Raw genomic sequence first — 22,129 nt, 5'->3', positions numbered from 1 at the left:
CGCCCCCGCAGATTTCAGGGCGTCGCGCTAGGTGATGAGATCTCCATCGGATGCAACTCTGGACGTAACCGGGCCAGCCTCACCGAATGGCGGAAGGCGACCCCTGACCGCGCGGAGTCGGCGGACACTTCCACGACGACCGGCTCCACAAGGGTCAGGTGCACCGCGCCGCGGTCCCGCGCGAATCGGTCGAGGGCCGTCGCGGGCACTTCTTGGGGCCACGGGTGCTCTGCGGTGGGTGCATGAAGGAAGCCCGCGGCAATCGCCGCCTGCGCCGCCAGGAGGGGCGCGGTGCGGCCGGTGAAGCGCAGCCGGCCGTCGGTGTCCCGGGCTCCGAGGACTAGCTGCTGCGGCCGGGATCGTGGCCCGATAACCGCTGCGCAGAGCGAATCTGTGTCCTCGCGGCGCTTGATCTTGGACCAGGAGCCCCCCTCCCCTCCCCTGTAGGGCTGGGTGAGGTCTTTGGCCTTCCCTGTCAACTTCAGCGTGTTGAGAACTCGGGTGGCGGGGCGCCGTGAAACGAAAGGCTGCCGGTGGGCACGGGAAGGAGCAGGCGACCGAACGGGACTCCTCCTTCCCGTGCCCGACTTCGGCTAGGGCTCGTCGAGTGCAACGACTGACTCGAAGGGGGCCGGTCCGACGGGTACAGGTTCGGGAGAATGTAGCCCCCATCCATCCTGGACCCAGCCGCACTTCTGCCTGCACTAAATTCCCAACTGCTTGATGGGAATCGTGGCCCAGGACTATGAGTCGGCAGCGAGCCCCTGAAGGACAATCCAGTCGAGACCTCGCCTAGGTTCCAGCGGCTATGTCAACCCGAACGAGGGCCAGGGGTGTCAATGGCCATTGGTTTCTGCCCGCTGGCGGTCAGTGGATGTGCCCGCTGGTGGCCATGAGAACTGCCCGGTGATGGCCAATGGATCTGCCCACTGATTGGTTTCGGCGGGGTTTGGCCATCGTTGGGGTTGGGTCTAGTTCAGTTGGGTCACTCCTTTCCCGGCGAGGGCCTGGGTGAGGCGGATGGAGTCGCCGCTGGTCTGGCAGACGTGGGCGTGGTGCAGGAGCCGGTCCACGGTGGCGGTGGCCAGGGTCTTGGGCATGAGCTCGTCGAAGCCTGCCGGGTGCAGGTTCGAGGAGATCGCGACGGAGCGTTTCTCGTAGGCGGCGTCCACGACCCGGTAGAGGCCTTCGGCGGCGTCGGTGGCCACGGGCAGGAGTCCGATGTCGTCGATCACGACGAGCTCGGCGCGCAGGATCCGGGTCACGGCGCGGGTGACGCTGTCGTCGGTGCGGTGGGCGCGGATCAGGGCCCCGAGGTCTTCGAGCCTGAACCAGGCCACGCGCATGCCGGCCTCGACGGCGGCCTGGCCGAGGGCCTCGAGGAAGAAGGTCTTCCCGGTCCCGGAGGGCCCGCAGACGACTAGGTTCTCCCGCCGGTGGACCCATTCCAGGGTCCGCAGGGCCTGCTGGGTCGGGTCGGGGATGGAGGAGGCCGCGGGGTCCCAGGCGTCGAAGGTCTTCCCGGTGGGGAAGCCTGCGGCCTTGCGGCGGGTGGCGAGCATGGAGCGTGCCCGTCCGGCGGTCTCCTCGGCGAAGAGGGCCTTGATGATCTCGGCGGGTTCCCAGCGCTGGGCGCGGGCGGTGGCGATCAGCTCGGGGGCCAGGGCGCGGGCGTGGGGCATCTTCAGCTGGCGCATCAGGGCCTCGAGCTCGGCCGGGAGTGCCGGGGCGGCGGTGTTCACGGTCGTGATCGGGCTCATCGGTCCTGCTCCTTCGCGATGGTCGGGGTTCCGGTGCCCAGGGACGCCCAGGCGGCGGTGCCCTGGGTCAGGGACCGGGCCTCGTCGGCGGAGTGCATGGTGGTGCGTGCGATGCTCGCGTTCAGGATCGAGGCGAGGTCCCCGTGGGCGAAACGTCCGTCGAGCGCGGCATCGCCCAGGGCCTTGTCGACTTCGGCGGTGCCGGCGATCTTGGCCAGGGCCACGGCCTCGGCCATCTTCACGTTCATCCGTGCGGTCCCCGCGGCGGCGGCCTCGGCGAGCCAGGCCGCCGCGCCGGCGCCGATGGCAAGGAACTCCGCCTCCTGGGCGCTGCGGGCCCGGGGCGTGTAGTCGCCCGGGACCTTGGCCCTTGCCCCGGGGAAGTGCTCCTCGGCGATGGCAGGGGACCCGGGCCGTGCCCGCCCGTGCCGAGTGACCTCGACCGGGCCGGCGGGGCCGTGGTGGACGATGACGACCTGCTCCCCGGGCCCGGTGCCGTGGGCGCGGACGAACACGCGGGCGCCGAGCAGGTGCGCCGGGACGGAGTACTGGGCGTTCTCGTAGGTGACCATCGGGGTGTTCTCCGGAACGGTGCGGGCCAGTCCGAACGCGACCGTGTGCGCCGTGTCCGGGACCCGGTGCAGCCGGGGCGCCTCCTCGGCCAGCACGTCCGCGGGCCGACGCCGGGTGGCCCGGTGCTCGCGGTGGTTCACCTCGTCCATGAACCCCTGGCAGGCCGCCTCGAGCTCGGCGAAGGAGGCATACTCGCCGCGGAGGTTGGTCTCCGTCGGGACGATGTCGGCCTTGGCCAGCTTCACCGAGGCCTCGACCCCGCCCTTGGTCGCCGGGTCGGCGGGCTGGCAGGTCAGGACCGTGACACCGTAGTGGCGGGCGAAGTCCAGGGTCTGCCGGTTCCGCACCGGAACCCCGGCAACATGGGCGGTGGTGACGGTCTTCTCGTTGTCGGTGAGCACGTAGGTCGGCGCCCCGCCCAGGATGCGGAAGCACCGGTCCAGCGCCGCGTAGACGCTCGGGGCCGTCCTGTCCCGCAGCGGGATCACGATCCGGAAGCGGGAGAACGCCAGCCAGGCCACGAACAGGATGGTCTTGATCCCGTCGATGGCCGGCCCGTCGCCGAAGTCGTACTGCAGCCACATGCCCGGCTCCGTGATCCACGGCCTGTGCACCCGGACGTGTCCCAGCCGCCAGGCAGCCTTGACCTGGGCGACCGCGCGGCGGGTCGAGCGCTCCGAGCCCGCGTAGCCCAGCGCGGTCAGCTTCCCGTGGGCCACATCGGCGCGGATCCGGCCCTTGGACGCCTCGACCCATTCCTCGATCTTGGGCAGGAACGCGTCGGTGGCCCGGGGCCGGGGCGCGGGCTCGGCGATGGGCCGGCCGGCGTCGCGGGCGGAGACGTGCCCGGCAACAGTGTGGTGGGAACAGCCCGTCAGCTCCGCAGCTGCGCGCAGCGACCCGGTCAGATCGTAGGCAGCAAGAATCTCCATGATTTCTCCGTCAGACTTCATACAGGGCCTCTTCCTGGCGATTCGGGTGGCGCATAGACACCGTCATCAAATCCCGGGGAGAGGCCCCCGCCGCTCAAGACGCGGCAGGTTCAGTGAGGAAGTGGGCAGATCTCATGGCCGCCAGCGGGCAGTTCTGCTGGCCGCCAGCGGGCACTTTCGTGGCCGCCTATGGGCAGTTTTTCATGGCCGCTAACACAGGGGGACGGCTTGATTCGGGACCAGTCCGGGGTGCTGTGCCGGTGATACGCTCATCGGGCATCTCGTCGCGCCGGGTAAACGCTCCTCCGATCGGCCGAGCCTGTCAGGAACACAGGAACCTGCGGGAGCCATGGCAGGCGTCCTTCGGCGAGAAGTAGCATCCTCTTCAGCGCGCATTCAGGACAGAACGGCGCGGAAAGAACGCGTTGGCCTCCGTCAACGTATGGTGCACCTGTGACTTTTCAACGGGACCTTCTCGACGGCCCATCAGCCTATGCGCTTTCACGCGTCCGATCGAAGTACACCGCGTGCTACCTGGTTCTCCCCGTGACCTTGGTCATCCTCAGCTCCGCGCATGTGTACCTCCAGTGGCTGAATATCACCCTGAGCACGCTGCTCGTCATCACGATCATTCCGCTCCTGGTCTTGGCGCAGCTCACTGCGAACAAGATGTGGGCGGAGGTCGAGGCGGGGTACACGACGTTCCCGCAGTATCGGGTCGATGTCGAGCAGCGGGACCCGTACCTAGGCCGGGTGATCCGAAGGCCCGGCGAACCCTTTCTCGACAGCGACCGGTTCAAGGAGATCGCAGCTCGGGCAAAGGCCGAGTGGACGAGTGCGCAGGGACGCCCGCGCACCTCGGCGTGAGGCCTCAACCCCTGCGGCACGGCGTCGACTGCGCAGCTGCTAGTGCGGCGCCTAACAGATAGCCTGTGCCAGGGCGATACTTACGCGCCATGGGGCGCCGGAATGGGGGAATCAGCGTGTGCTTCAGAAGTGGTTCGAGCCGGTGAGCGACGAGCGCGAAACCGCCCCTAGGACCCGGTGGGGGGTGATGCAGTGGGCCATTTTCTCTGTCGTGGTCTTCTTGCCCGCGGTATTCCTCAGCGAACGCATCACACCCACCGGAACTGACTGGTCGTCGCGGTCCTGGAACCCCATCTCGATCCTCGCCTCATGGCTCGACGGGACGGTGCCCGTGCCGAGGTCGTTCGCAGTGGTGTTCGCGCTCCCCCTGGCCGCGGCGATCGTCATCACCTGCCTCAGGCGCTGGTCAGCAGCACGATCAAGCCAGCAGGGCTAAGGCGGAAGCGGATCGGCCTCCGGGCGTCGCACGTTCGAGGCGTAGCGCCTGGAAAGCTTTAGAGTGCATTCATGACATCGGGGGATGTAAACGGGCTCTTCGCGTTTCCGCGGGAATGGTCCTGCTGGGTGAGTGTCACGCTGCTGTCTGAGCGGCGCTCCTGAGCAGGATACGGGATCTGTAGTTGTCCGGGTTGCGGAAGCCGCGGCCGGTGCGCTTGATGTTCTTGACCGCAGTGTTGTTGGCCTCGACCTTCGCCGTGGTGGCCCCGGTGGTGATGAGGACCTCGATCTCGCTCCACCAGCGCTTCACGGTCCGCAGCAGCCGCTTCGTCTCCACGGTCGGGGCAGCCTCGACGAGTCCCTCCAGGATCCGCCGGTGGTCCCACGCCTCCTCCAAGGACCCGGACGCCAGCAGGGTGCGGAGCTGTTCCTTGGCCTCCCAGGCGGCCTGCAGCTGCCCGGTCGGGTCGTCCGTGCCGAACACGTCCCGCAGCCGCTTGCGGCCGCGCTCGGAGAGGGTCTCGGCGGCGCGCAGGAGCAGGCGCCGGTTCGCCCACCCCGGATCGGTGGTGCGGCCGCGGCGCCCCCTGATCTCCTGCGAGAGGCGCTGTCTGGCCTCCGTGACGGCCTGGTTCGCCAAGGAGACCAGGTGGAACGCGTCGACGGAGACCGCGGTGCGGGGCAGCCACATCCGCAGGGCTTTGCGGAACGCCGCGGACGGGTCGATCGCCACCACCTCCACCCCGAGGCGCCACGCCAGCGGCCGGGCGAACAGCCACTCGCCCACGCCGGTGCTGTCGCGGCCGTCCACGATGCCCAGCACCTGCCCGGTGTCCAGGTCCACGACCGTGGTCATCCACGGCTCGACCCGCACCCACGGGGAGCCTTCGGCCTCGCGGTACCAGCGCACGGAGCGGTAGCGGTGCTCGTCGATCCCGAGCCGCTTCGGCGCCAGGGCGTCCACGTCCGGCAGCGTCGCCGCGGCCGCGTCCAGCGCGGACTGCACCAGCCACCACGAGACCGCGTGGGCCCGGGCGGCCTCGACAGCGGCGCGGCCGGAGAGGACCACCGCCTCGGCCAGGGCGCGCATGAGCCGGCGCGTGGACCTGGCCCGGCGGGGGACCTCGTCCGTGGCCTCGGTGAACGATCCGCGCGGGCAGGCCGGCTCGTCGCAGAACCAGCGCCGCTTGCGCCACAGCACCAGGGCCACACCGGCGACCGGGATGTCCCGGATCCGCTGGAGCCGGGTGTCCTTCACACGTTCGGAGACGACCCCGCAGGCCGGGCAGCCCGGGACACCGGTGGACTCCACCGTGATCCGACGCACCCCCAAGGCAGAGTAGGCAGCGGCGAGGACGCGGTACTCGGGCAGGTTGAAGATCACGGTGGCAGCACACGGCTGCCCCGACGTAGGCTCGACCAAGGCTCGTGGATCCTGTTCCGGAAGAATGCTTAGACACCACTCATCCAAGCAGGACCACGAGCCCCTTCACGCCCTACGGCATGAGCTCACTTCCCGACGAAACGCGAAGAGCCTGTAAACGCTGCCCGGGACCGCTGCCCGTGGACCTTTGCAGGGGTCTGCGTCGTGGTCGCCGCGCTGACGCTGCTGGTATTTGGGCTGTCCCAGGTGCCGGCAACCGAGCTGTTACCGGGCTACGTGGCTGCCTATCTCCTGATAGGAGCGTGCATCTTCGTCCCTCTTCAGACCTTCCCGTCGCTGCGGCAGACCGTGGCCTTCCTGCTGCCGGGTGCCCTGCTCGTCATCTTGGCGTGGCTGGATGTGGGCTTCTGGGCCGGCGGTTGGCTTCTCGGCCTTCCGGCCTGGGGGCTGCTGCTGAGTCGATGGACGCGCGGGAACCCGCTCGACCTTGTCCAGCTGCTGAAGTTCTTGGGCCTACTGATGCTGGGACTGGTCATTTTCACGTTCAACGCCATCTTCCCGCCCTTCAGCCTCGGTCTCTTCCTGCTGCCGATCATCCCCTTCCTCCGGCTGGCCCACCCCGAATACCGTGCCCGGCCGTTGCAGGCTGCGGTGGAGGCTCTGCTGGGACTCGCGGCGGTCGTCGTCGCCTTCGCTATTCCCACACCGGAAGGATCTTGGTCGTCATCCTGGATTCACGCGGGAGGGGCCGCGACAGCAGGGCTCACGATCGCAATCGGGACCCGAGGGTTCCGCCGCTCCGTTCACCTACAGATCAACAACGGAGCCATCGTCTAGCGCTGGCCCGGCCCATTTCCTCGGCGTCGGTAACCATCCCTTATGGTGCCCGCCAGCAGTACCTCAAGCAGGACGGCGCGCGATGAGGGTGAAAAGGTGCCAGTGCTTGGGCCCAGAGAAGGCCGGTCCGTCGTATTCCTCTTCGTCGAGCCTCAAGGTCTCCAGGCCTGATGCGAGGCATTCCACCTCGGCACGGGTCAGGTAGGTGCCGGGCCCAGAAGACCATTCGTCCCGATCCCCAAACAGGTCAACCGCCAGTACGCCGCCCGGAAGGAGGGCGCTCACGAGCAGCTGCCAGAGAGCCGGGAAGCCGCTTCGGGCGATGTACGGCAGCGCGGCGCTGGAGAAGATCAGCCCGGCTTGCGGCAGCGTCTTCAGCGCAGCGATGTCCACCTGAGTGTGGACCACGGGCCATCGCCTGCCGATCTCGGCGATCAGAGGCACGACACTTGGATCCCGATCATACGTTCGAACGCTCCAGCCGGCCCTTGCCATCTCCAAGGCCTCGATGCCAGCACCGCAGCCGATTTCGACAGCTACACGTCCCTGGGCAGTACCGGCTGCCGCCAGCGCTGGTCCGAGCAGCTCGCGTGGCCGCGCCCGAGCAGCCTGGGCAGCGTTATACGCCGACCAATCACGCATCGGATCAGCAGGGTGGATGACAGAGTCCATAAGGCAAAGCCTAGGAGCGGAGCGGCCTGTGTCCGCAAGCCGGCCGATCAACGCGCCCTGCGGTGCGCTCCATGTCCCCCAACGGCTTGGGGCGGCCGAGGGCACGTTTACCCCGCGCGATGAGATGCACGGTGAGCGCACGACGAGAGCAACATCCGAGTCACCGGCACAGCGCCCCGGACTGGTCCCGAATCAAGCCATCGCCCTGGTCCTCGTTCGGGTTCACATAGCCGGAAATCTGCAGTTTCGTACCGAAGGCTGATGGAACGTAGTCCGCGTCAGTGGCTGCCGATGGCATGGACCTTCCCTCTGGATTCGGCGAGCTGGCGTCGGAGTTCTTCGTTCTCCAGCTGTGCGAGGTGGAGGGCCCTGACGAGGGCTTCGTTGTCCTCCTTCAGCTGTCGGATCTGCTCCTTGTCGTCCTTCCGCAGCCGCGTCAGCCTGGCCGTCTCCCGCCTGAGGCGTCTCTCGCTGTCCGGCGTCCCGCCGCGCGCCCGGACCTTCTCGTAGAAGAGGTTCTTTAGGTCGGGGTGCCGCTGGGTGAGGGCGTTCCGGGGCACTCCCGCCTCAGTGGCGAGGGCTACGACGGTCAATGCGCCGTCGGAGTTCTCGGGCGTGCCGTCGAGGATCCGGTCCATGGCGGCCTTGATCCGGGTGCGTTCATCGGGCAGCGGGCTCATTCGGCCTCCTCTAGGACGATTCGCGAGCGGTCATGCAGGTCGGCTCCCTCACGGAGCCTCTCGGCGCGGGCCCGGAGCCGGTGCTGGAGGGGCTGCGGCGACAGCGGGGCCTGCCGTTCGAGGGAGTCGGCCTCCTGCCTCATGAGATGCGCGTGGCCGTCGGTCCTAGCGATGTTGGCGCAGGAGGAGACGCATCGGTCGAGGCGGGGAGCCTCGCGCACGGCGACGCGGTTGCAGAGCGCGCGGTCTGCCCTGTACACGCACATGAGCATGGCCGAGGGATTCTCGTAGACGGTCAGCGCCGGGTTCTCCAGGAGAGCCCGTGCCTGCCTTGCCGTGACGATGGTCCCGGCGAATTCGGGGGCGTGCTGCGCGGCGTTGACGGCCCTGCGGGCGGCTGGCCCCGAGATCCCGGTGCCGTTCTCGAGGTCTTCGTTGAGGGAGGCGAGGGTGTCGGCGACGGCGAGTGCCGTTTCCACATCGAGCAGGTCGTGGATCCCGTTCCGGCTCCGGGACGCGTACCCGGCGCTCATGGCGGTGCGCATGTGGCCGTACTGGACGGCGAGGGCGACGAGCCCCCCGGGGCGCCTGGCGATGTGCCAGGCCAGAGTCCGACGGAACCGGGAGGCTCCGACCGGGCCGTGCCTGTCCTCGGGGATTGCCTCGTGAGGACGGTCCAAGGCTCGGGCGAGGTCCGAGGCCCATGCGCTGAACCTCTCGATCCGGCTGTTCATCGTAGAGGTCGAGCAGTTGCCGAAGAGATAACCCTCGGGGACCATCCTCTCGACGATACGGATAGCCCGGACCACCGGGTCGATCGCCACCCAGGGGACCTCGCGGGGGATCCCTTGGGGGACGTGATTGCCTGCGTCGTCGATGGCGGTCTTGAACACTGTCGCACGGATCAGATGACGCCCCGATTCGGGCTGAGGGCAGCACCCCCTCTCCAGCCCCTGGACTTCGCCCGGCCTCATGCCTGTGAGATACGAGATGACGATGTAGGCCGCAGTCGTCAGGTGGGTCCTGAGGGAACGTACCTCCGAGTAATCGATGGAGTGCTTCCAAGGTCGGCCCTCGACCTTGCCGGAGAGCTCGGCGAGTACGGGAGCGGGTCCGTCTGCGGCCAGGAGCTGGTCCCTCCATGGGCCCTCGACCGTCTGCCGATGGACCTGACGGATGGAAGCGCCAGTCATATAGGAGATGTACTTGGCGGCGAGCCCTGTCCTGTTCCCGGCCGCCATGCTCGGTGGCGAGACGCCCTCGGCGACGAAGCGCCCCAGATACGCCTCGAGCGCAGCCCAGCCTTCAGGGGTGGTGGCGGTCCGGGCGCTCGTGGCGAGTATCTCCTCTTTTCGTCGGACTGCGGAGAGGATGTCCTCGGCGAAGTCCTCGACCACGCGCAGCGCCCAGACCAGCAGCGGGCCCATGGCCTCCGGCGTGATCGGCTCGGTCGAGTTCTCGCCCGTGGACGACCCGGCGGGGAGGAAGTCGTCCGCGCCCTCGCTCATCCATGGGGGCTCGCAGAATCCGGCCGGGGAGTTGTTCGAGGAGTCGAGCGCCCATAGCCGTGTCAGTGCCGCGAGGGCCTTCTGGGCTGAGCTGCGCGACATTCCGCGATCTCTGCCGACGTGGAGGGCATAGGCTCGCAGGTCTGCAGGCGTGCACGCGGTCAGGGACGCGCGGCCCCTGGCCTCCAGCCACCGGCAGAACGCCCGCCACCTCTCCACGGTCGGGTATACCTGCCGGGGGGAGACAGTGGTGCGCCACCGTGAGGGCTTCCCGATCAGGAAGCTGGCCGGGAGCGGGGCGTTGATCAGCAGCCATGTCAGGTGCCTCAGATCCTCCCGGAAGGCCTCCGGGACGGTCTCCCAGTGGATCGTCGGGCGCGATGCCCCGGGCGCGTGCGCCAAGGCCGCAAGGCTCCACGACGGGTCGGCGTAGCCTGGGACCGGGCCGGTGAATCCATTGGCGACCTGGCTGGGCAGGACGGCGTCGGCCTGCGGTCCCGGGTATGGGACTGCTTCTTCGAAGGAGGCGGTCATAGGTCGTACTGTCCTTCCAGGAGCCTGCCGACGATCTCTCGGTCGGAGGCGGTCACGTTGGCCAGGGCGGTTGCCCAGACTTGGTCGCCGAGCCGCAGCCTGAGGTCCTCCAGCCGCAGGAAAGGATTGCCCCAATCGGCTGCCCAGCTCTCCTCGCCCAAGGCGGAGCGCAGGCTGGCCAAGGAGCGGTGCAGGTGGGCAAGGCGCGGGTGGTGCTTCGGGTGGATGCGCGCGTTCGGGCAGGCCGTGCACATCAGGAATGAGACCGTGCACCCTATTCCCTGAGTGCCGAACGGGCTGTTCTCGTAGTCGGCGCAGTCCGCGGTGGGAGTCTCCTGGGAACCCGTCTCCGATGTGTCCGCGAGCTGCGCGCGCAGGACGGCGTGCCGGGCGTGGGCGAGGGCGCTTTCGGCGCCCTCGGCGATGACCGGGATGGATGCCTGCTGCACTTGGGGCTCGGGGAGAACGTAGATGGCGTCGTGGGTGTCCTGGCTGTTCTGGCCGTGCTCCCGGCGATGGAGCGCATTCACGGTCTTGCGCAGCCTGCGCATCCGGGCACCGCTCAGTCCGGTTTCCCGGAGCCATCCCTCGGCCGCGTTGTTCGTCAGGCCGATGCCGAACGGGTTCACCGGGGATGCGTTCCGGGGCCCGGGCAGGATGTTGCGCCAGACGAGCAGGAAGTCCAAGGTGCTGTCGACGGAGGTGACGAAGGCCCGAGCAGGTGCGGTGGCCTCCAGCACCCTGGTGATCAGCCGGCCCGCTGTGTCGGCGCCAGTGTCAGGGACATTGCGGGTCTCGAATTGGCGGCCGGCTCCCCGCCGCCGCTTCTCCAGCTCCATCCGATAGATCGGGACCGCGTCCACTGCGCCGTCTGGCATGGCGCGCGGCGTGCGTAGTTCCGACACCACTGTGGCGTTGAGGCCGAACTCCATGACCAGGAGCAGGGCGAGGGCGTAGGCCTCGGCACGGGACAAGAAGAGCCGCATCCACGTCTGCTGCGGGTCGCCGCCCCCGAGCGCTGTGACGTAGCGGGCGATGAAGTACCTCGAGCCCTTCTTCATCATCGTGTGCGGGATGAAGCCGGTGCGGGCCAGAGAGTCAAGTGCCTCCCCGACCACCCAGTCCCGTGACCCCTGCTCGAAGTCCCCCACCCGCCATCGGTGCAGATGCTCGGTGTTGGCCCGGATCCTCAGAAGTGCCGACCGGAACGTCTTCCGCGCCGCGGCACGCAGCTCCTCATACTCCTCCGGGGACAGGGCTCGCTCGCCGGTCTTGACCGGGGGAAGCCGTCTGGCCATCGCGGCTCTCGTGGCCTCGCTGAGCTCGGGCTGCCTCCGCAGAAAGCCTCCGAGCGAGGTGACCTGGGCGTAGCCGTGGCGCCCTTCGGGCCGTCGCATCCTCCACCGATTCCACAATGCCGGGGTGATGTCTGCGATCAGCTGGGGCGGGCTGTCCTGTTCGGCGCAGAATCGGCCGAAGGCGAGCAGGAGCCACCACATCGCCCGGCTGGTCTCCAGGGAGTCCCAGCCGCCGCCAGGCGCGCATTTCTGGGCGAACCACCGCGCGAAGGCCTCCTGCAGCTCAGCCCCCACGGCGATCTGATCGAAGCTGAATGTCGCCGTCCGGCCCTTCCGGTCCCGGTGCTCGACCTCCAGTCCCTCGTGCGGGCGTCGGACCGGCCGGTGGTGCGGCTCGTGCGGCAGCGCGGCCCGTCGTCCTCGCCCGCTCACTGGAGCACCTCGTCTTCGCGCAGGTCCTGGATCCGCCCGGTTTCGCTCGCGAGCCTTGAAAGGATCCAGGAGATGTCCTCGACCGCCCAGTTCCCGGCGTCGGCCACCCCGGTCGCCGGCGAGGAGATCAGCGAGCTCAGCTGGAGGTCGGAGACGGGTGCGAGGTAGATGGCACGTGTGGTTTCAACATCCGCGTGCCCGAGCAGGTCCTGGACCATCCGCCACGGATCCCCGTACAGGAGGCGGAAGTCCCGGCGCTCCTGCGGAGTCAGGCCGAGCCGGACATCCATCACGTGGTGGAGCGCGACCAGCATGTAGAGCGCGAAGGAATGCCGGCACATGTGCGGAGTGCAGAACGGGGGTTCGGCTGCCGCCCCGGTCAAGATCTCTGCGCACCGCTCTGTCGCGGAACGGAACACTCCCTCCCAGGACGGCGGCCGGAACGGCAGGCCGGACTGGTTCAGCCACAGCCACAGCGGCTCCGGGCCCTCCGGCCCCTCGATGAAGAGCGTCGCCCGTTCCTCGACGCCCGCCCGGGAGAGCGCCGTCTCCCCGATGACGCCGTCGCGGTCGCGCCAGCGCAGGACCTTCACCCGGTGCCCGGAGACCGATGTCACCAGGCGCATCTGGGCGAGAGCGTCGTATCGGCCCTGGCGCTGGGCGCGACGGACCACCGCGGCCCGGCTCGATTCGCAGTAGGCCTCGATCTCGCCCACCACCCGGGTCGCGACGTAGAAGGTGCGGGCGCGCTTCGACTTCGTCACGGCGGGGGCCAGCCTGCCCGGGTGGTATCGGCGCTCACTCGGGGCTGATTGCGGGACCTCGAGCGCGAGCAGCGAAGCGGCCTCGGTCAGCCGCAGCCCGGACGAGAACAGCAGGTCGGCGAAGGCCGAATTCCGGTCGTCCATTCGCCCGCGCCACCCCGGGTCCGGTGAACCATCGGAGGAGAACCCGCGCAGGCCGACATCGACCCAGCGCCTGAACAGCCTCGGGGTGAGCCAATGCACATCAGACGACTTCGCATCCTTTGCCCGAGCCGCCGGCACCTCCACGATCTGGCCGCGCCGCCCGACTGCTTCCCTCGTCTCGATCGGGCTTTCCCGTACATAGCCCTGGCTGGCCGCCCACGAGTACAGGCGGCCCAAGGCTGCCAATCCACGGTTCCAGCGCGCGCCCCCCACCCGATACGGGTTGCTCAGCGACCGGGTACGCCAGTCCTCGAAGTCCCACAGGTCATCGGCCGTCGCCTGATCCCAGTGCTTATCCCGACGCCAGAGGAAGTCGAAGAAGACGCAGTAGTCAGTCGTGTAGTTCCGCTTGGTCTCCTGCTCCAACCGGGCAAAGGACGAACGGACCATGAAACGAGCCAAGCGCCCATCGACCTGATGTCCTGGAGAGAGCATGATCGGGGTCCCGGGCCGGGCACCCGCAAGCATCTCCTCGCCCGCGAAATCCTCTCGGCCAGTTAGAGCCGACAGCCGAGCCGTCGACGCGACGGACCCCCCTGCCGGAACCCAGTACACACGCCAACTCGGCACGAATCGTCTCCCTCTCGAACGGCATCAACACGCTCATTCAACAGGGAATTCGCCATCAGGCCTTCGATGCCGGTGTGGGCGAGCTCGTCCCACCAGCGCATGGCCTCGGCCCGGTCGGTGGTCGCGGGTGAGAGCTCCAGCGGTGGCGCGAGTCCTGCGGCGAGCTCCTCGAGCAGGCGCCGGCGGTCTGACAGGGGCATGGTGCGTACGTCGCGGCCGAGCACGGCGAGGACGTCGAAGGCCACGAAGGAGGCCGGCTGCTCTGCTGCCAGGCGGCGGGCGGTGGCGGGGCTGGCGCCCAGGCGGCGCTGTAGGGCGTCGAAATCCAGCCGGTCCCCTCCCCAGATCACCGCCTCGCCGTCGAGCACGCAGCCGTCCGGAATCTGGTCGGCGGCCGCGGCCGATAGCTCAGGGAAGCGTGCGCTGAGGTCAGTGCCGTTCCGGGAGTAGATGACCGCCGTCCCCTCCCCGACGCAGGCGACTGCGCGGAAACCGTCCCACTTGGGCTCGTACTGGATCCCCGCTCGCGTGGGGACCGACGGGACGGCTTTGGCCAGGGCGAGCTCGAACGGCCCGCCCAGCAGAGCGGCCCGGGGAGTGGACATGCCCAAACCGTAGACTGCCTGCCATGGACGGCGCTACGACAGCTGCCCCGCAGTGGACCTACGGGCTTGACCTCACCCTCCAAGGAGTCCAGCATGCGGTCGGAAGCATTGACCGCCCCGGCGTTCATTGGCACGTGCGCGCCGCCCAAGCGCTGTTCTGGATCTGCGCTTTCGATGAGCAGTTCCACAAGACGGCCGGATACAAGGGCGCCCGGGAGAAGGACCCGAACGGACAGATCATCAATGGCCTGCGCTTCGCTCGCAACGCCGTGGCCCATGCTGTGACTCCCCTGGCCGAGATCTCGCCTGAGAATCCCGGGGCCGTGATCGAGGGTGACGGCTGGACCAGCGTGAGCGGCCCCCTTCGCTGGAGGCCCAGCAATGACATTCGCAAAGAGTGGCCTGACATGCGGTCAAACAATCAGAAGCTCATCTCGACCTATGACCAACTGGTCAGCGGGTGCCTACTGGATATGCCCGTCCAAATCGCCTATCGATGGGTGCGCACCTGGATGCGCGACGCCTATGGCGCTGAAATCGTCGAGAACCCGTTCGTCGCCTTCGGAAGTGTGGTCGGCCGCCCAGGGGCCGACGTTCCCCGGATGCCCGGCGTTCTGGGCGCCGGGTCAGCGTCCGTGTCCGAGGTCGGCGGCCGCGGCCGGTGCGGTGCGGGCTGCTGCGGTGGGGGTGCCGGCACGCTGGGGCTGGTGGGTTCCGGGGCTGGTGGGGAAGCTTGCGGCCTGCAGTGCCCGGATCTGGGCGATCTCGTCCTCGGTGAGTCGGGCGTCGGCGGCCGGGGCGTGCTGGGGCAGGGTGTTGGCCTTGTCCTGGTCCCGGCTGTCCGGTTCTGCCTGGACGGCTGCTGCGGCCCTCTGGGCGCGGATGCTGGTGACGGCGATGATGCCTCCGGGTGTGGCGGTGACGGCGGTGTTGAGGAGGGAGTGCTCGGGGATTCCCTTCTCGTACAGGGCCGCCTGCTCCTCGTCGGTCCCGTCGTACCGCACGGCCGGGGTTCCCCAGAGTGCATACTCGACCCCGGCGGCCTCGTCGGGGTGGCGCTCGGCGACGAGGCGGGCGGCCTCGTCGGAGACGGCTCGGGTCACGGCCTGCACGGCGGTGCTGAGCTCGTCGAAGTCAGCGTGCAGGTCCAGGCGGACGGAGATGGCCTTGACCATGTGGGCGATCCGGTGGTCGGTCAGCGGATGGGGCAGGACGTAGCCGCTGCCGTTTCGTCGTGGCCCTCCAGGTCCTCGTGGTAGGAGCCGTGGGGCCGGGGCTGGAAGTCTCTGGCGCTCCCGTCGCCGTCCCATTCCTGGCCGGCGAGGGTCTGCCATTCCAGGGCAGCCTCGGCCAGCTCGCGGGCCTCTCGGTGGCCTTCGGTGGCCAGGGCTGCGGGCGCGGGGTGGTCCTGGCCGGTGGCATGTGCTCTGCGCTCATGCCGTGCTTTCCTCCGGTGCTCGTGATGGTCGCTGTGGTGTGGCCCCGGGGGGCCGGGTGGTCAGGAGAAGCGGTACCAGGTGCCGCGGTCCTCGTCGCGGACGGGCTCGCGGGTGGCGAGGCAGTAGGCCGCATCGTCGTGGTGGCCGGCGGTGATGTAGTGGCCGGGGCTGACGGGCCCGGCGGTGTAGGCGGCGGGGTGCTCGAGGACGGCCCAGGGCTGCCCGTGCTCGGCGGCCTCGGCTGCAGTGCCGAAGCAGTAGTCGGTGTCGGCCTCGATGGGGTCGGGGACGGCGGTGTACTTGACCGCCCACCAGCGCGGGGCCGGGCTGGTCATCGTGTCGGCCTCGCTCACTGTGCTGTCCCTTCGTCGGTGGCCTGTGTGGGAGCCTGGTCGCGGCGTCCGGGGCGCCGGGCGACGGTCACGGGGGCGACCCTCACGCTCGCGCCGAGCTCGTCGACGTCGAGCTCGGCGCTGGTGCGGGCGTCCTTCCACGCCCCTGCCTGCCGGTCCTAGACGCGGGGTGCAGTGGCGATGGTGAAGTTCGCGACGGGGGTCCCGGCCGGGGTCCGGTCGAGCCGGGGCGCGGCGACCAGGTTGCCGGTGACGGTCACGGCCTCCCCGCCCTGGGCCCGGCGGCCTGAGGAGCTGCCTCGGTCCCGGTGTCGTCGGGGTGGGTGTGGTGGGCGAGCTCGTCGGCGATCGCCGCGGCGGCCGCGCGGACGGCGTCCTGGACGTCGGGGTCTGCCTGGGGCCAGTACCGTGCGGCCTTCAGCTGGGCGAGGGCGTGCTGGAGGGCGTGGACCTGCGGGTGCAGGCTCTGTGCCTGCTGCTCCGTCGCTGCGGGCTCTGGCTGGGTGGTGCGGCCTTCGATCCAGGCCTGGTCGAGTTCCTTCGTGTACGGGGCCATGGGTCGATCGTGTGCTGTTCCCGGGCCGCGGCGACGGCTGCTTCGGCGACGGCGGCGCTGCTGCGCGCGCCCTGCTTCTTCAGCCAGGCCTGCAGCCTGGCCTGGCCGTAGCGGCGGATCCCGTCGGGGGTGTTGTCGTCTCGCAGCGGAGGGGCCGGGTCGATTGACCCGGCCCCTCCGCTGCGCCCGAGCGAGCGCGCGCCTCTCGAGGCGTCAGTCCTTCCGCAGCCGGTGCATGATGCGGGCGCGGGCCTCGGCGAAGCGCGGGTCGGCCTTCGTCTCGAGCTGGTCGCGCTGGTCGCCGAACCCGGTCTCGATGACGTCCACGACCGATGCGGGCTTGTTCGCGATGACCACGACCTTGTCCGCGAGGTAGAGGGCCTCGTCGATGTCGTGCGTGACGAGGAGGATCGTCACGCCGAGCTCCTGCTGGAGGTTCAGGACAAGGTCCTCGAGGTCGAACCTGGTCTGCGCATCGACCGAGGCGAACGGCTCGTCCATGAGCAGGACCTTCGCCTCGTACGCGAGCGCCCGGGCGATCGCGACGCGCTGCTGCATGCCGCCGGACATCTCCCAGGGATACTTGTGGCCCTGGCCGGCGAGGCCCACCGCCGCGAGGTTCTTCTCGGCCGCGGCGGTCCGCTCCGTCTTGCCCATGCCCTTGCCCTGGAGGGGAAAGGCGATGTTCTCGAGTGTCGTCATCCAGGGCATGAGCGAGCGGCTGTAGTCCTGGAACACCACCGCGAGGTCCGGGTGGGGCCCGTCGATGACGTCACCGGAGACCGTGATGGTGCCCGACTGCGGCCGGATGAGCCCGGACAGGCAGCGCAGCAGCGTCGTCTTGCCGACCCCCGAGGGGCCAACGATCGCCACGAACTCGCCGGCGGCGGTGTCGAGGTCGAGGCCGGCGAGGATCGGGTTGAACGAGGCGCCGGCGCCGTAGCTCATGCTGAGCCCGCGCACGGTCATCACGTCCCCATCATGGGCCGGCGCCTGCTGCACGGGGGCCGGCAGGACGGTGGCGTCCTGGACGGGCTGGTCCTGGATGGTCATGGGAACTCCTGGGGTGGCTTGAGACCGAGGTGAGGTGGACGGCGTCGTGCTCATTGGGCACCCGAGGCGTGGTACCAGCGCAGGACGCGGCGCTCGACGAGGACGAACAGCATCGAGAGGATGTAGCCCACGACGCCGACGAGCAGCGCGCCCGCCCACGTCTCGGGCACCTGGAACGTGGCCGAGGAATTGAGGATGTAGAAGCCGAGGCCCTCGGTCGAGGCGAACATCTCGGACACGACCATGACCGTGATGCCGATCGGGAGGGCCACGCGGATGCCGGCCATGATCTGCGGAAGCGCCGCCGGGAGGACGACCCGGCGGAAGTACAGCCCGCGTGGGATCCGGTAGACCCGCGCGAACTTGCGCACGGTCGGCTCGACGCCGAGCACGCCGTCGATCGTGTTCAGCAGCACGGGCCACATGCACGCGAATGCGATGGTGCCCACCTTGGGCCCCTGGCCGATCCCGAACGTGCCGATGATGAGCGGGACGAGCGCGGCCTGCGGGATCGAGCGGAAGAAGTGGATGATCGGGTCTACGACGTCGCGCAGCCACTTCGCCTCCCCCAGCAGGATGCCGAGGGCGATCCCCACGACGATGGCGATCGCGAGGCCCCCGAACAGGTTCCCGAGGGAGTACGCGGCCCCGGCCGCGATGACCCCGTTGCCGAGGTCCCTCATGAGGGCCTGGAGGATCGTCGGCAGCGGTGGGACGAAGAAGTTCGCGCTCTTCGCGGTCGCGAACCACCACGCGGCCGCGACGACCACGATCAGCCACGAGCCCTGGATGATCGCTCCGCCCAGGGTGGGCCGGGAGCGGCGGGGGCGGCGCGGCGTCGTGCGCGCGGGACGCGGACCGGCGGCGCGGAGTGTGGTGCTAGTCATCGATCTGCCTCTTCCAGGTCAGCGCACGGGCCTCGACCTTGTGCAGGAGCACCGCGAGGGTCCACCCGACGAGGCCCGTGAACAGCAGGTACGCGAAGGCGACATCCCAGCTCGCGTTCTGCTGCATGAGGGTGATCTGGCGCCCGATGCCGGGGGCCTGGGAGATGACCTCGACGCCGACGGCGACGAGGATCGAGATGGCCGAGGAGATCCGCACGCCGGTCGCGATGAACGGCAGCGCGCCGGGGAGCAGGACGCGGCGGAATCGCAGGAGTGGCGGGATCCGGAACACCGCGACAGTGTCCGCGACCGCGGCCTCCTGGCGCCGCGCGCCGTAGGTCGTCTGGATGAGGATCGGCCACAGCGCGCTGAGCGCGACCACCACGATCTCCATGCGGGTGTTCGATCCCAGGAGCATGATGACCACTGGCATGAGCGCGAGGACGGGGAACGAGCGGCCGAAGTCGATGAGGATCGAGGTGGAGCGGTCAAGGAACCGGATCGAGCCGATGAGCAGGCCGAGCACCACCCCGGCCACGGTCGCGATGAGCCACCCGGCGAGGGCCGCGAGGAGCGTCCCGCCGAGGGCCTGCCAGAAGGCGGGGTTCACGAGCGAGGCCACGGCCGCGGCCACGACGGCGCCGACGCCGGGCACCATCGACGGCACCAGGCCGGCGGCGACGATCACCTGCCACACCGCGAGCAGGACGCCGATCGCGAGCACGCGCTGGGCCAGCAGCCACGCACCGTTGGTCGAGAGGCGGGTCATGGTCGGCTCACTTGCCCGCGGCGGCACGCTGCGGGGCCTGGTCCCACAGGATGTCCTTGACCGAGACGGCCTTCGTCAGGAGGCCGAAGTGGTTCATGGCGTCCACGCCGTCCTGGGCCTCCTTGACGTTGACCGTCACGTCCGCCTTGAAGAGGGCTGTGGGCGACTTGGAGATGTCCGTCTGGTTGACGTCCGCGTTGACCTTGCGCACAGCCTCGAGGTTGGCCGGGTCATCGAAGTACGAGACGGCCGCGGTCATGGCGTCGTCGAACTTCTTCGCGGTCGCAGAATTCTGGGCGAGCCACTGCTGGGTTGTGGTCCACACCGTCACGGGCATGTTGGCCTGGAACTCGCGCACCGGGTTCGAGATGCTCGTGTAGCCGGCCGAGATCATCTGGTGGTAGAACGCATCGACGGGGACGACGGCGTCGACCGTGTTCCGCTCGAGCGCGGCCTGCATGCCGGCGTACGGGATCGCGACCTCCTTGACCGAGTTCACGTCGACCCCGGCCGCTTCAAGTGCCTGGAGGACGGGGATGTCGCCGCCGGACTTGACGCCCACGACGCCGATGGTCTTGCCCGCGAGGTCCTTGAGGCTCTTGACGGACGAGCCCTTCGGGACGAGGATGCCCGAGTTGTCCGCCTTCGGGTCGACGATGCCGTTGCCGCCGATCACCTTGACCGGCACGCCCTTGGCGGCCGAGGTCGCGACGTTGATCCACGAGCCGATGGCGATGTTGACGTCGCCCGAGACCACCTGCGCGAGGAGCGCGGCCGGGTCAGCGCCGCGGACGATCTCGACGTCGAGGCCCTGCTTGGCGAAGAAGCCCTGCTGCTGGGCGATGTAGGCGGTCTCGAACTGGATCGGGGCGACCGCGATCTTGAGCTTGGTGGTCCCGCCGCTTGTGGCGGACTGGGCGTCACCGCCGCACGCGGCGAGCCCGAGGGACGCGCTGGCGGCGATGGCGACGACGGCCGCGCTGCGGGCCAGGAACGTGCGTCGAGTGAACATGTGGTGTCTCCTGCGTGATTCGGCGGCGTTGCCGCATCGGGTGCCGGGAAGGGGCGGAACCGGGGTTCTCTGCGGATCATGTGCATCATCCGCCTAAGAATGTATTTCTCTGTTAGCAATGTATCTTCAGTACGATGATGTTGCAAGAGTCACATGTCTCGAGGAGCTGAAGACGGTGACCGTCCGGCTCGCCTGACGACACCGCGCGCGACGGCGGCCACCCGCCGTCGCGCACCCCGCTGCCTGTGCCCCGCTACCGCAGTGCCGTCGTGGCCCCTGCGAAGTGCTCCGCCATCGCTGGCAGCGCGTCCGCGAGCGCCCCGTAGACGTCCGGGCGTCCACCGGGCGCCACGACGGCGGCGATGTACCGGTCGGGCCGGATGAGGAGCTCGTGGCCGCCGGCGGCGTCGAGCACGGCGGCGTCAACTGCTCCGGCCACCGTCCGCACCGCGACAGGGGCCTGCCCCGGGCGCGTCACTGTCAGCTGCCCCGGCCCGGTCACGGCGATCCACGCGAAGCCCCGCCCGAGCACGGAGTCGAGCTTCACGACGGCGCCGCCCTCCGCAGGCACCACGTCCGGCTGCGGCAGCGCGCGCCCGAGCAGGTCCGCGGCGGGCCCTGGAACCGCCGGCGCCACGGGGACCGCGAGCCCCTCGTGGTACCGCGGCTGCCGCAGGAACTTCATCGTCGTGAGCCACGTCTTGACGCTCGGCACGATCCCGAGTGCGGGGATCACCGCGTCGCGCACCGCGCACACGAGCGGGTTGGTGCTCATGACGATCGAGCCGATCCGCTTCGACAGCCGCACCATCTCTCCCGCGTGCGGCTTGCGCTCGCGCTCGTAAGAGTCGAGCAGCGCCTCCCCCGCACGCCCGTGCACGGCCTCGGCCACGCGCCATGCGGCCGCGGCGGCGTCGCGGAGCCCGGCGTTGAGGCCCTGGCCGGCGAACGGCGGCATAAGGTGCGCGGCGTCGCCCGCGAGGAGCACGCGCCCGTCGCGCCACCGTGCCGCGAGCCGCTGCTGCGCCGTGTACACGGCGGCGCGCCGCACCCGGAGCCGCCCGACGTCCTGGTGCTCTCCCACGAGTGCGCGGATCGACTCGGCCGAGAGCATGGCGGCCTCATCCTCGCCCGGGTGCAGCATGAACTCGTACCGGCGCCGCCCATGGACGCCGGGCACGACGACGACCGGCCGCCGACCGTTGCAGTGGAACGACGCGTACGGCTCGCCCTCGCCCGCGTCGAGCAGGTCGACGACGATCCACTTCTCGACCTGGGTCGACCCCTCGAGCCCGATCCCGAGCGCCTTCCGTGCGAAGCTGCGCCCGCCGTCGCATGCGACGAGCCACTGCGCCCGGAACGTCACCGCCGTGGGCGAGGACGCGGCGTCGTCCGGAGCGGTCCCCTCCGACGACGGCGCGCCGCCGCCCACGTGGACCACGTCACCTCCCCCGGCGGCGGACTCCGCGGCGAACGCGGCGTCCTGGGCAAGGTCTCCGCGGAAGCCCTCGCTGCGCGGCCCGCGGCGCACGGCCTCGAGCTGGACGCCGCTGGCGGACTGCGCCAGGCCCGTCGCCTCGGTGCCGAAATGCATCACGATCCCTGGGCGGGCGGCCGCGGCCTTCCAGAGGAGGCCCTCCATGACGGGCTGGTCGAACTGGCTCTTGCCGGGCTGGCCGAGGCGCTGACGCGGCGGCCGGACCTCGGCGAGGACCTGCCCGCGTCGGCCCGTGTACCGCGCGCCCGTGTCCATGAGCGTCTCGGAGGCCAGCTCGCGCAGGACGCCGAGCTGCTGCATGATGCGCAGCGACTCGTCCGTGACGCTGATGGCGCGTGGCTCATCGCCCGTACCGGGGTGCTGCTCGACGACCGCGACGGTCAGTCCGGCATCGGCCATGAGGCACGCGGCGGTGAGGCCGGTGGGGCCGGCGCCGAGCACGACGACGTCGACGTCCACGCGCTCCTCGGTGACGCGTTCCGGGGTGAGTGGCTCGCTCATGGC

General features: G+C 69.6%; 21 protein-coding genes. 2 read left to right on the top strand and 19 right to left on the bottom strand.

Translation table 11 applies throughout. The features are described 5' to 3' along the window. Positions 1-971: 971 nt before the first annotated feature. Both istB and istA read right to left on the bottom strand, forming a co-directional pair. Entirely contained in the window at positions 972-1,760 is a 789-nt protein-coding gene (gene istB / locus IE231_RS16965) for an IS21-like element helper ATPase IstB (protein WP_189695177.1), read from the bottom strand. After that, positions 1,757-3,286: an IS21 family transposase gene (gene istA / locus IE231_RS16960; protein ID WP_304944929.1), complete on the bottom strand. Its 1,530-nt coding sequence runs from the start codon at positions 3,284-3,286 to the stop codon at positions 1,757-1,759. Before istA ends, istB begins: the two co-directional genes overlap by 4 nt. A 525-nt stretch (positions 3,287-3,811) precedes the next feature. On the opposite strand from istA, the gene IE231_RS16955 reads away from it, so the two are divergent. Continuing rightward, positions 3,812-4,132, top strand: a complete 321-nt coding sequence (locus IE231_RS16955; RefSeq protein WP_189695175.1) for a hypothetical protein — start codon at positions 3,812-3,814, stop codon at positions 4,130-4,132. Between the two features lie 123 nt (positions 4,133-4,255). Here IE231_RS16955 and IE231_RS16950 read toward each other — a convergent pair whose 3' ends face one another. Both IE231_RS16950 and IE231_RS16945 read right to left on the bottom strand, forming a co-directional pair. After that, entirely contained in the window at positions 4,256-4,519 is a 264-nt protein-coding gene (locus IE231_RS16950; protein WP_189695174.1) for a hypothetical protein, read from the bottom strand. Positions 4,520-4,703: 184 nt separating this feature from the next. Continuing rightward, a complete protein-coding gene (locus IE231_RS16945) occupies positions 4,704-5,993 on the bottom strand; it encodes an ISL3 family transposase (protein ID WP_189695173.1) in 1,290 nt (429 codons plus the stop codon). A gap of 165 nt (positions 5,994-6,158) precedes the next feature. Here IE231_RS16945 and IE231_RS16940 point away from each other — a divergent pair, with 165 nt between their 5' ends. Next, positions 6,159-6,791: a hypothetical protein gene (locus IE231_RS16940; protein WP_189695172.1), complete on the top strand. Its 633-nt coding sequence runs from the start codon at positions 6,159-6,161 to the stop codon at positions 6,789-6,791. 63 nt (positions 6,792-6,854) lie between these two features. Here the strand turns inward: IE231_RS16940 and IE231_RS16935 are convergent, their stop codons facing one another. From IE231_RS16935 to IE231_RS16865, 15 genes are all read right to left on the bottom strand, one after another. Further along, positions 6,855-7,463 (bottom strand): class I SAM-dependent methyltransferase, encoded by a 609-nt coding sequence (locus IE231_RS16935; protein ID WP_229867320.1) that lies wholly within the window; start codon positions 7,461-7,463, stop codon positions 6,855-6,857. A 278-nt stretch (positions 7,464-7,741) separates the two neighbouring features. Further along, positions 7,742-8,143 (bottom strand): hypothetical protein, encoded by a 402-nt coding sequence (locus IE231_RS16930; protein ID WP_189695171.1) that lies wholly within the window; start codon positions 8,141-8,143, stop codon positions 7,742-7,744. After that, positions 8,140-10,185, bottom strand: a complete 2,046-nt coding sequence (locus IE231_RS16925; protein WP_189695170.1) for a site-specific integrase — start codon at positions 10,183-10,185, stop codon at positions 8,140-8,142. The genes IE231_RS16930 and IE231_RS16925 overlap by 4 nt, the downstream gene beginning before the upstream one ends. Further along, a complete protein-coding gene (locus tag IE231_RS16920) occupies positions 10,182-11,915 on the bottom strand; it encodes a hypothetical protein (protein ID WP_189695169.1) in 1,734 nt (577 codons plus the stop codon). The genes IE231_RS16925 and IE231_RS16920 overlap by 4 nt, the downstream gene beginning before the upstream one ends. Beyond that, complete coding sequence (locus IE231_RS16915; RefSeq protein ID WP_201896962.1) at positions 11,912-13,273, bottom strand: site-specific integrase; 1,362 nt, start codon at positions 13,271-13,273, stop codon at positions 11,912-11,914. The genes IE231_RS16920 and IE231_RS16915 overlap by 4 nt, the downstream gene beginning before the upstream one ends. Positions 13,274-13,380: 107 nt before the next feature. Next, positions 13,381-14,058, bottom strand: a complete 678-nt coding sequence (locus IE231_RS16910; RefSeq protein WP_189695167.1) for an ATP-dependent DNA ligase — start codon at positions 14,056-14,058, stop codon at positions 13,381-13,383. A 626-nt stretch (positions 14,059-14,684) separates the two neighbouring features. Continuing rightward, positions 14,685-15,233 carry a hypothetical protein gene (locus IE231_RS16905; RefSeq protein WP_189695166.1) on the bottom strand — a complete coding sequence of 183 codons (549 nt, stop codon included), beginning with the start codon at positions 15,231-15,233 and terminating at the stop codon, positions 14,685-14,687. A 323-nt stretch (positions 15,234-15,556) separates the two neighbouring features. Continuing rightward, positions 15,557-15,850, bottom strand: coding sequence for a hypothetical protein (locus IE231_RS16900; protein ID WP_189695165.1), 294 nt, complete (start codon positions 15,848-15,850; stop codon positions 15,557-15,559). 158 nt (positions 15,851-16,008) lie between these two features. Further along, the gene (locus IE231_RS18570; RefSeq protein ID WP_189695164.1) at positions 16,009-16,110 is read right to left on the bottom strand and encodes a single-stranded DNA-binding protein; all 102 of its coding nucleotides are present in this window, start codon (positions 16,108-16,110) and stop codon (positions 16,009-16,011) included. After that, positions 16,107-16,406 carry a hypothetical protein gene (locus IE231_RS16890; RefSeq protein WP_189695163.1) on the bottom strand — a complete coding sequence of 100 codons (300 nt, stop codon included), beginning with the start codon at positions 16,404-16,406 and terminating at the stop codon, positions 16,107-16,109. Before IE231_RS16890 ends, IE231_RS18570 begins: the two co-directional genes overlap by 4 nt. A 213-nt stretch (positions 16,407-16,619) precedes the next feature. Next, positions 16,620-17,459: an ABC transporter ATP-binding protein gene (locus tag IE231_RS16885; protein ID WP_201896961.1), complete on the bottom strand. Its 840-nt coding sequence runs from the start codon at positions 17,457-17,459 to the stop codon at positions 16,620-16,622. A 50-nt stretch (positions 17,460-17,509) separates the two neighbouring features. After that, on the bottom strand, positions 17,510-18,346 hold the full coding sequence (locus tag IE231_RS16880) for an ABC transporter permease (RefSeq protein ID WP_189695162.1): 837 nt from the start codon (positions 18,344-18,346) through the stop codon (positions 17,510-17,512). Next, complete coding sequence (locus IE231_RS16875) at positions 18,339-19,115, bottom strand: ABC transporter permease (protein ID WP_189695161.1); 777 nt, start codon at positions 19,113-19,115, stop codon at positions 18,339-18,341. The genes IE231_RS16880 and IE231_RS16875 overlap by 8 nt, the downstream gene beginning before the upstream one ends. 7 nt (positions 19,116-19,122) lie before the next feature. Next, positions 19,123-20,127 carry an ABC transporter substrate-binding protein gene (locus IE231_RS16870; protein WP_189695160.1) on the bottom strand — a complete coding sequence of 335 codons (1,005 nt, stop codon included), beginning with the start codon at positions 20,125-20,127 and terminating at the stop codon, positions 19,123-19,125. Positions 20,128-20,380: 253 nt separating this feature from the next. Further along, positions 20,381-22,126: an FAD-dependent monooxygenase gene (locus IE231_RS16865; protein WP_189695159.1), complete on the bottom strand. Its 1,746-nt coding sequence runs from the start codon at positions 22,124-22,126 to the stop codon at positions 20,381-20,383. Positions 22,127-22,129: the final 3 nt, after the last annotated feature.

Source organism: Sinomonas cellulolyticus, assembly GCF_014656475.1.
Taxonomy (GTDB): Bacteria; Actinomycetota; Actinomycetes; order Actinomycetales; family Micrococcaceae; genus Sinomonas; species Sinomonas cellulolyticus.
Note: the sequence above shows the minus strand (reverse complement) of the source record. Positions and strands in the feature narration are given on the sequence as shown.

Bases quoted from the DNA above. Each gene is read 5' to 3' on its own strand.
- IE231_RS16875 (WP_189695161.1), bottom strand. From the start codon at position 19,115: ATGACCCGCCTCTCGACCAACGGTGCGTGGCTGCTGGCCCAGCGCGTG.
- IE231_RS16930 (WP_189695171.1), bottom strand. From the start codon at position 8,143: ATGAGCCCGCTGCCCGATGAACGCACCCGGATCAAGGCCGCCATGGAC.
- IE231_RS16885 (WP_201896961.1), bottom strand. From the start codon at position 17,459: ATGACCATCCAGGACCAGCCCGTCCAGGACGCCACCGTCCTGCCGGCC.
- IE231_RS16905 (WP_189695166.1), bottom strand. From the start codon at position 15,233: ATGGTCAAGGCCATCTCCGTCCGCCTGGACCTGCACGCTGACTTCGAC.
- istA (WP_304944929.1), bottom strand. From the start codon at position 3,286: ATGAAGTCTGACGGAGAAATCATGGAGATTCTTGCTGCCTACGATCTG.
- IE231_RS16870 (WP_189695160.1), bottom strand. From the start codon at position 20,127: ATGTTCACTCGACGCACGTTCCTGGCCCGCAGCGCGGCCGTCGTCGCC.
- IE231_RS16865 (WP_189695159.1), bottom strand. From the start codon at position 22,126: ATGAGCGAGCCACTCACCCCGGAACGCGTCACCGAGGAGCGCGTGGAC.
- istB (WP_189695177.1), bottom strand. From the start codon at position 1,760: ATGAGCCCGATCACGACCGTGAACACCGCCGCCCCGGCACTCCCGGCC.
- IE231_RS16925 (WP_189695170.1), bottom strand. From the start codon at position 10,185: ATGACCGCCTCCTTCGAAGAAGCAGTCCCATACCCGGGACCGCAGGCC.
- IE231_RS16910 (WP_189695167.1), bottom strand. From the start codon at position 14,058: ATGTCCACTCCCCGGGCCGCTCTGCTGGGCGGGCCGTTCGAGCTCGCC.
- IE231_RS16880 (WP_189695162.1), bottom strand. From the start codon at position 18,346: ATGACTAGCACCACACTCCGCGCCGCCGGTCCGCGTCCCGCGCGCACG.
- IE231_RS16950 (WP_189695174.1), bottom strand. From the start codon at position 4,519: ATGACGATCGCCGCGGCCAGGGGGAGCGCGAACACCACTGCGAACGAC.
- IE231_RS16915 (WP_201896962.1), bottom strand. From the start codon at position 13,273: ATGGTCCGTTCGTCCTTTGCCCGGTTGGAGCAGGAGACCAAGCGGAAC.
- IE231_RS16935 (WP_229867320.1), bottom strand. From the start codon at position 7,463: ATGGACTCTGTCATCCACCCTGCTGATCCGATGCGTGATTGGTCGGCG.
- IE231_RS16890 (WP_189695163.1), bottom strand. From the start codon at position 16,406: ATGGCCCCGTACACGAAGGAACTCGACCAGGCCTGGATCGAAGGCCGC.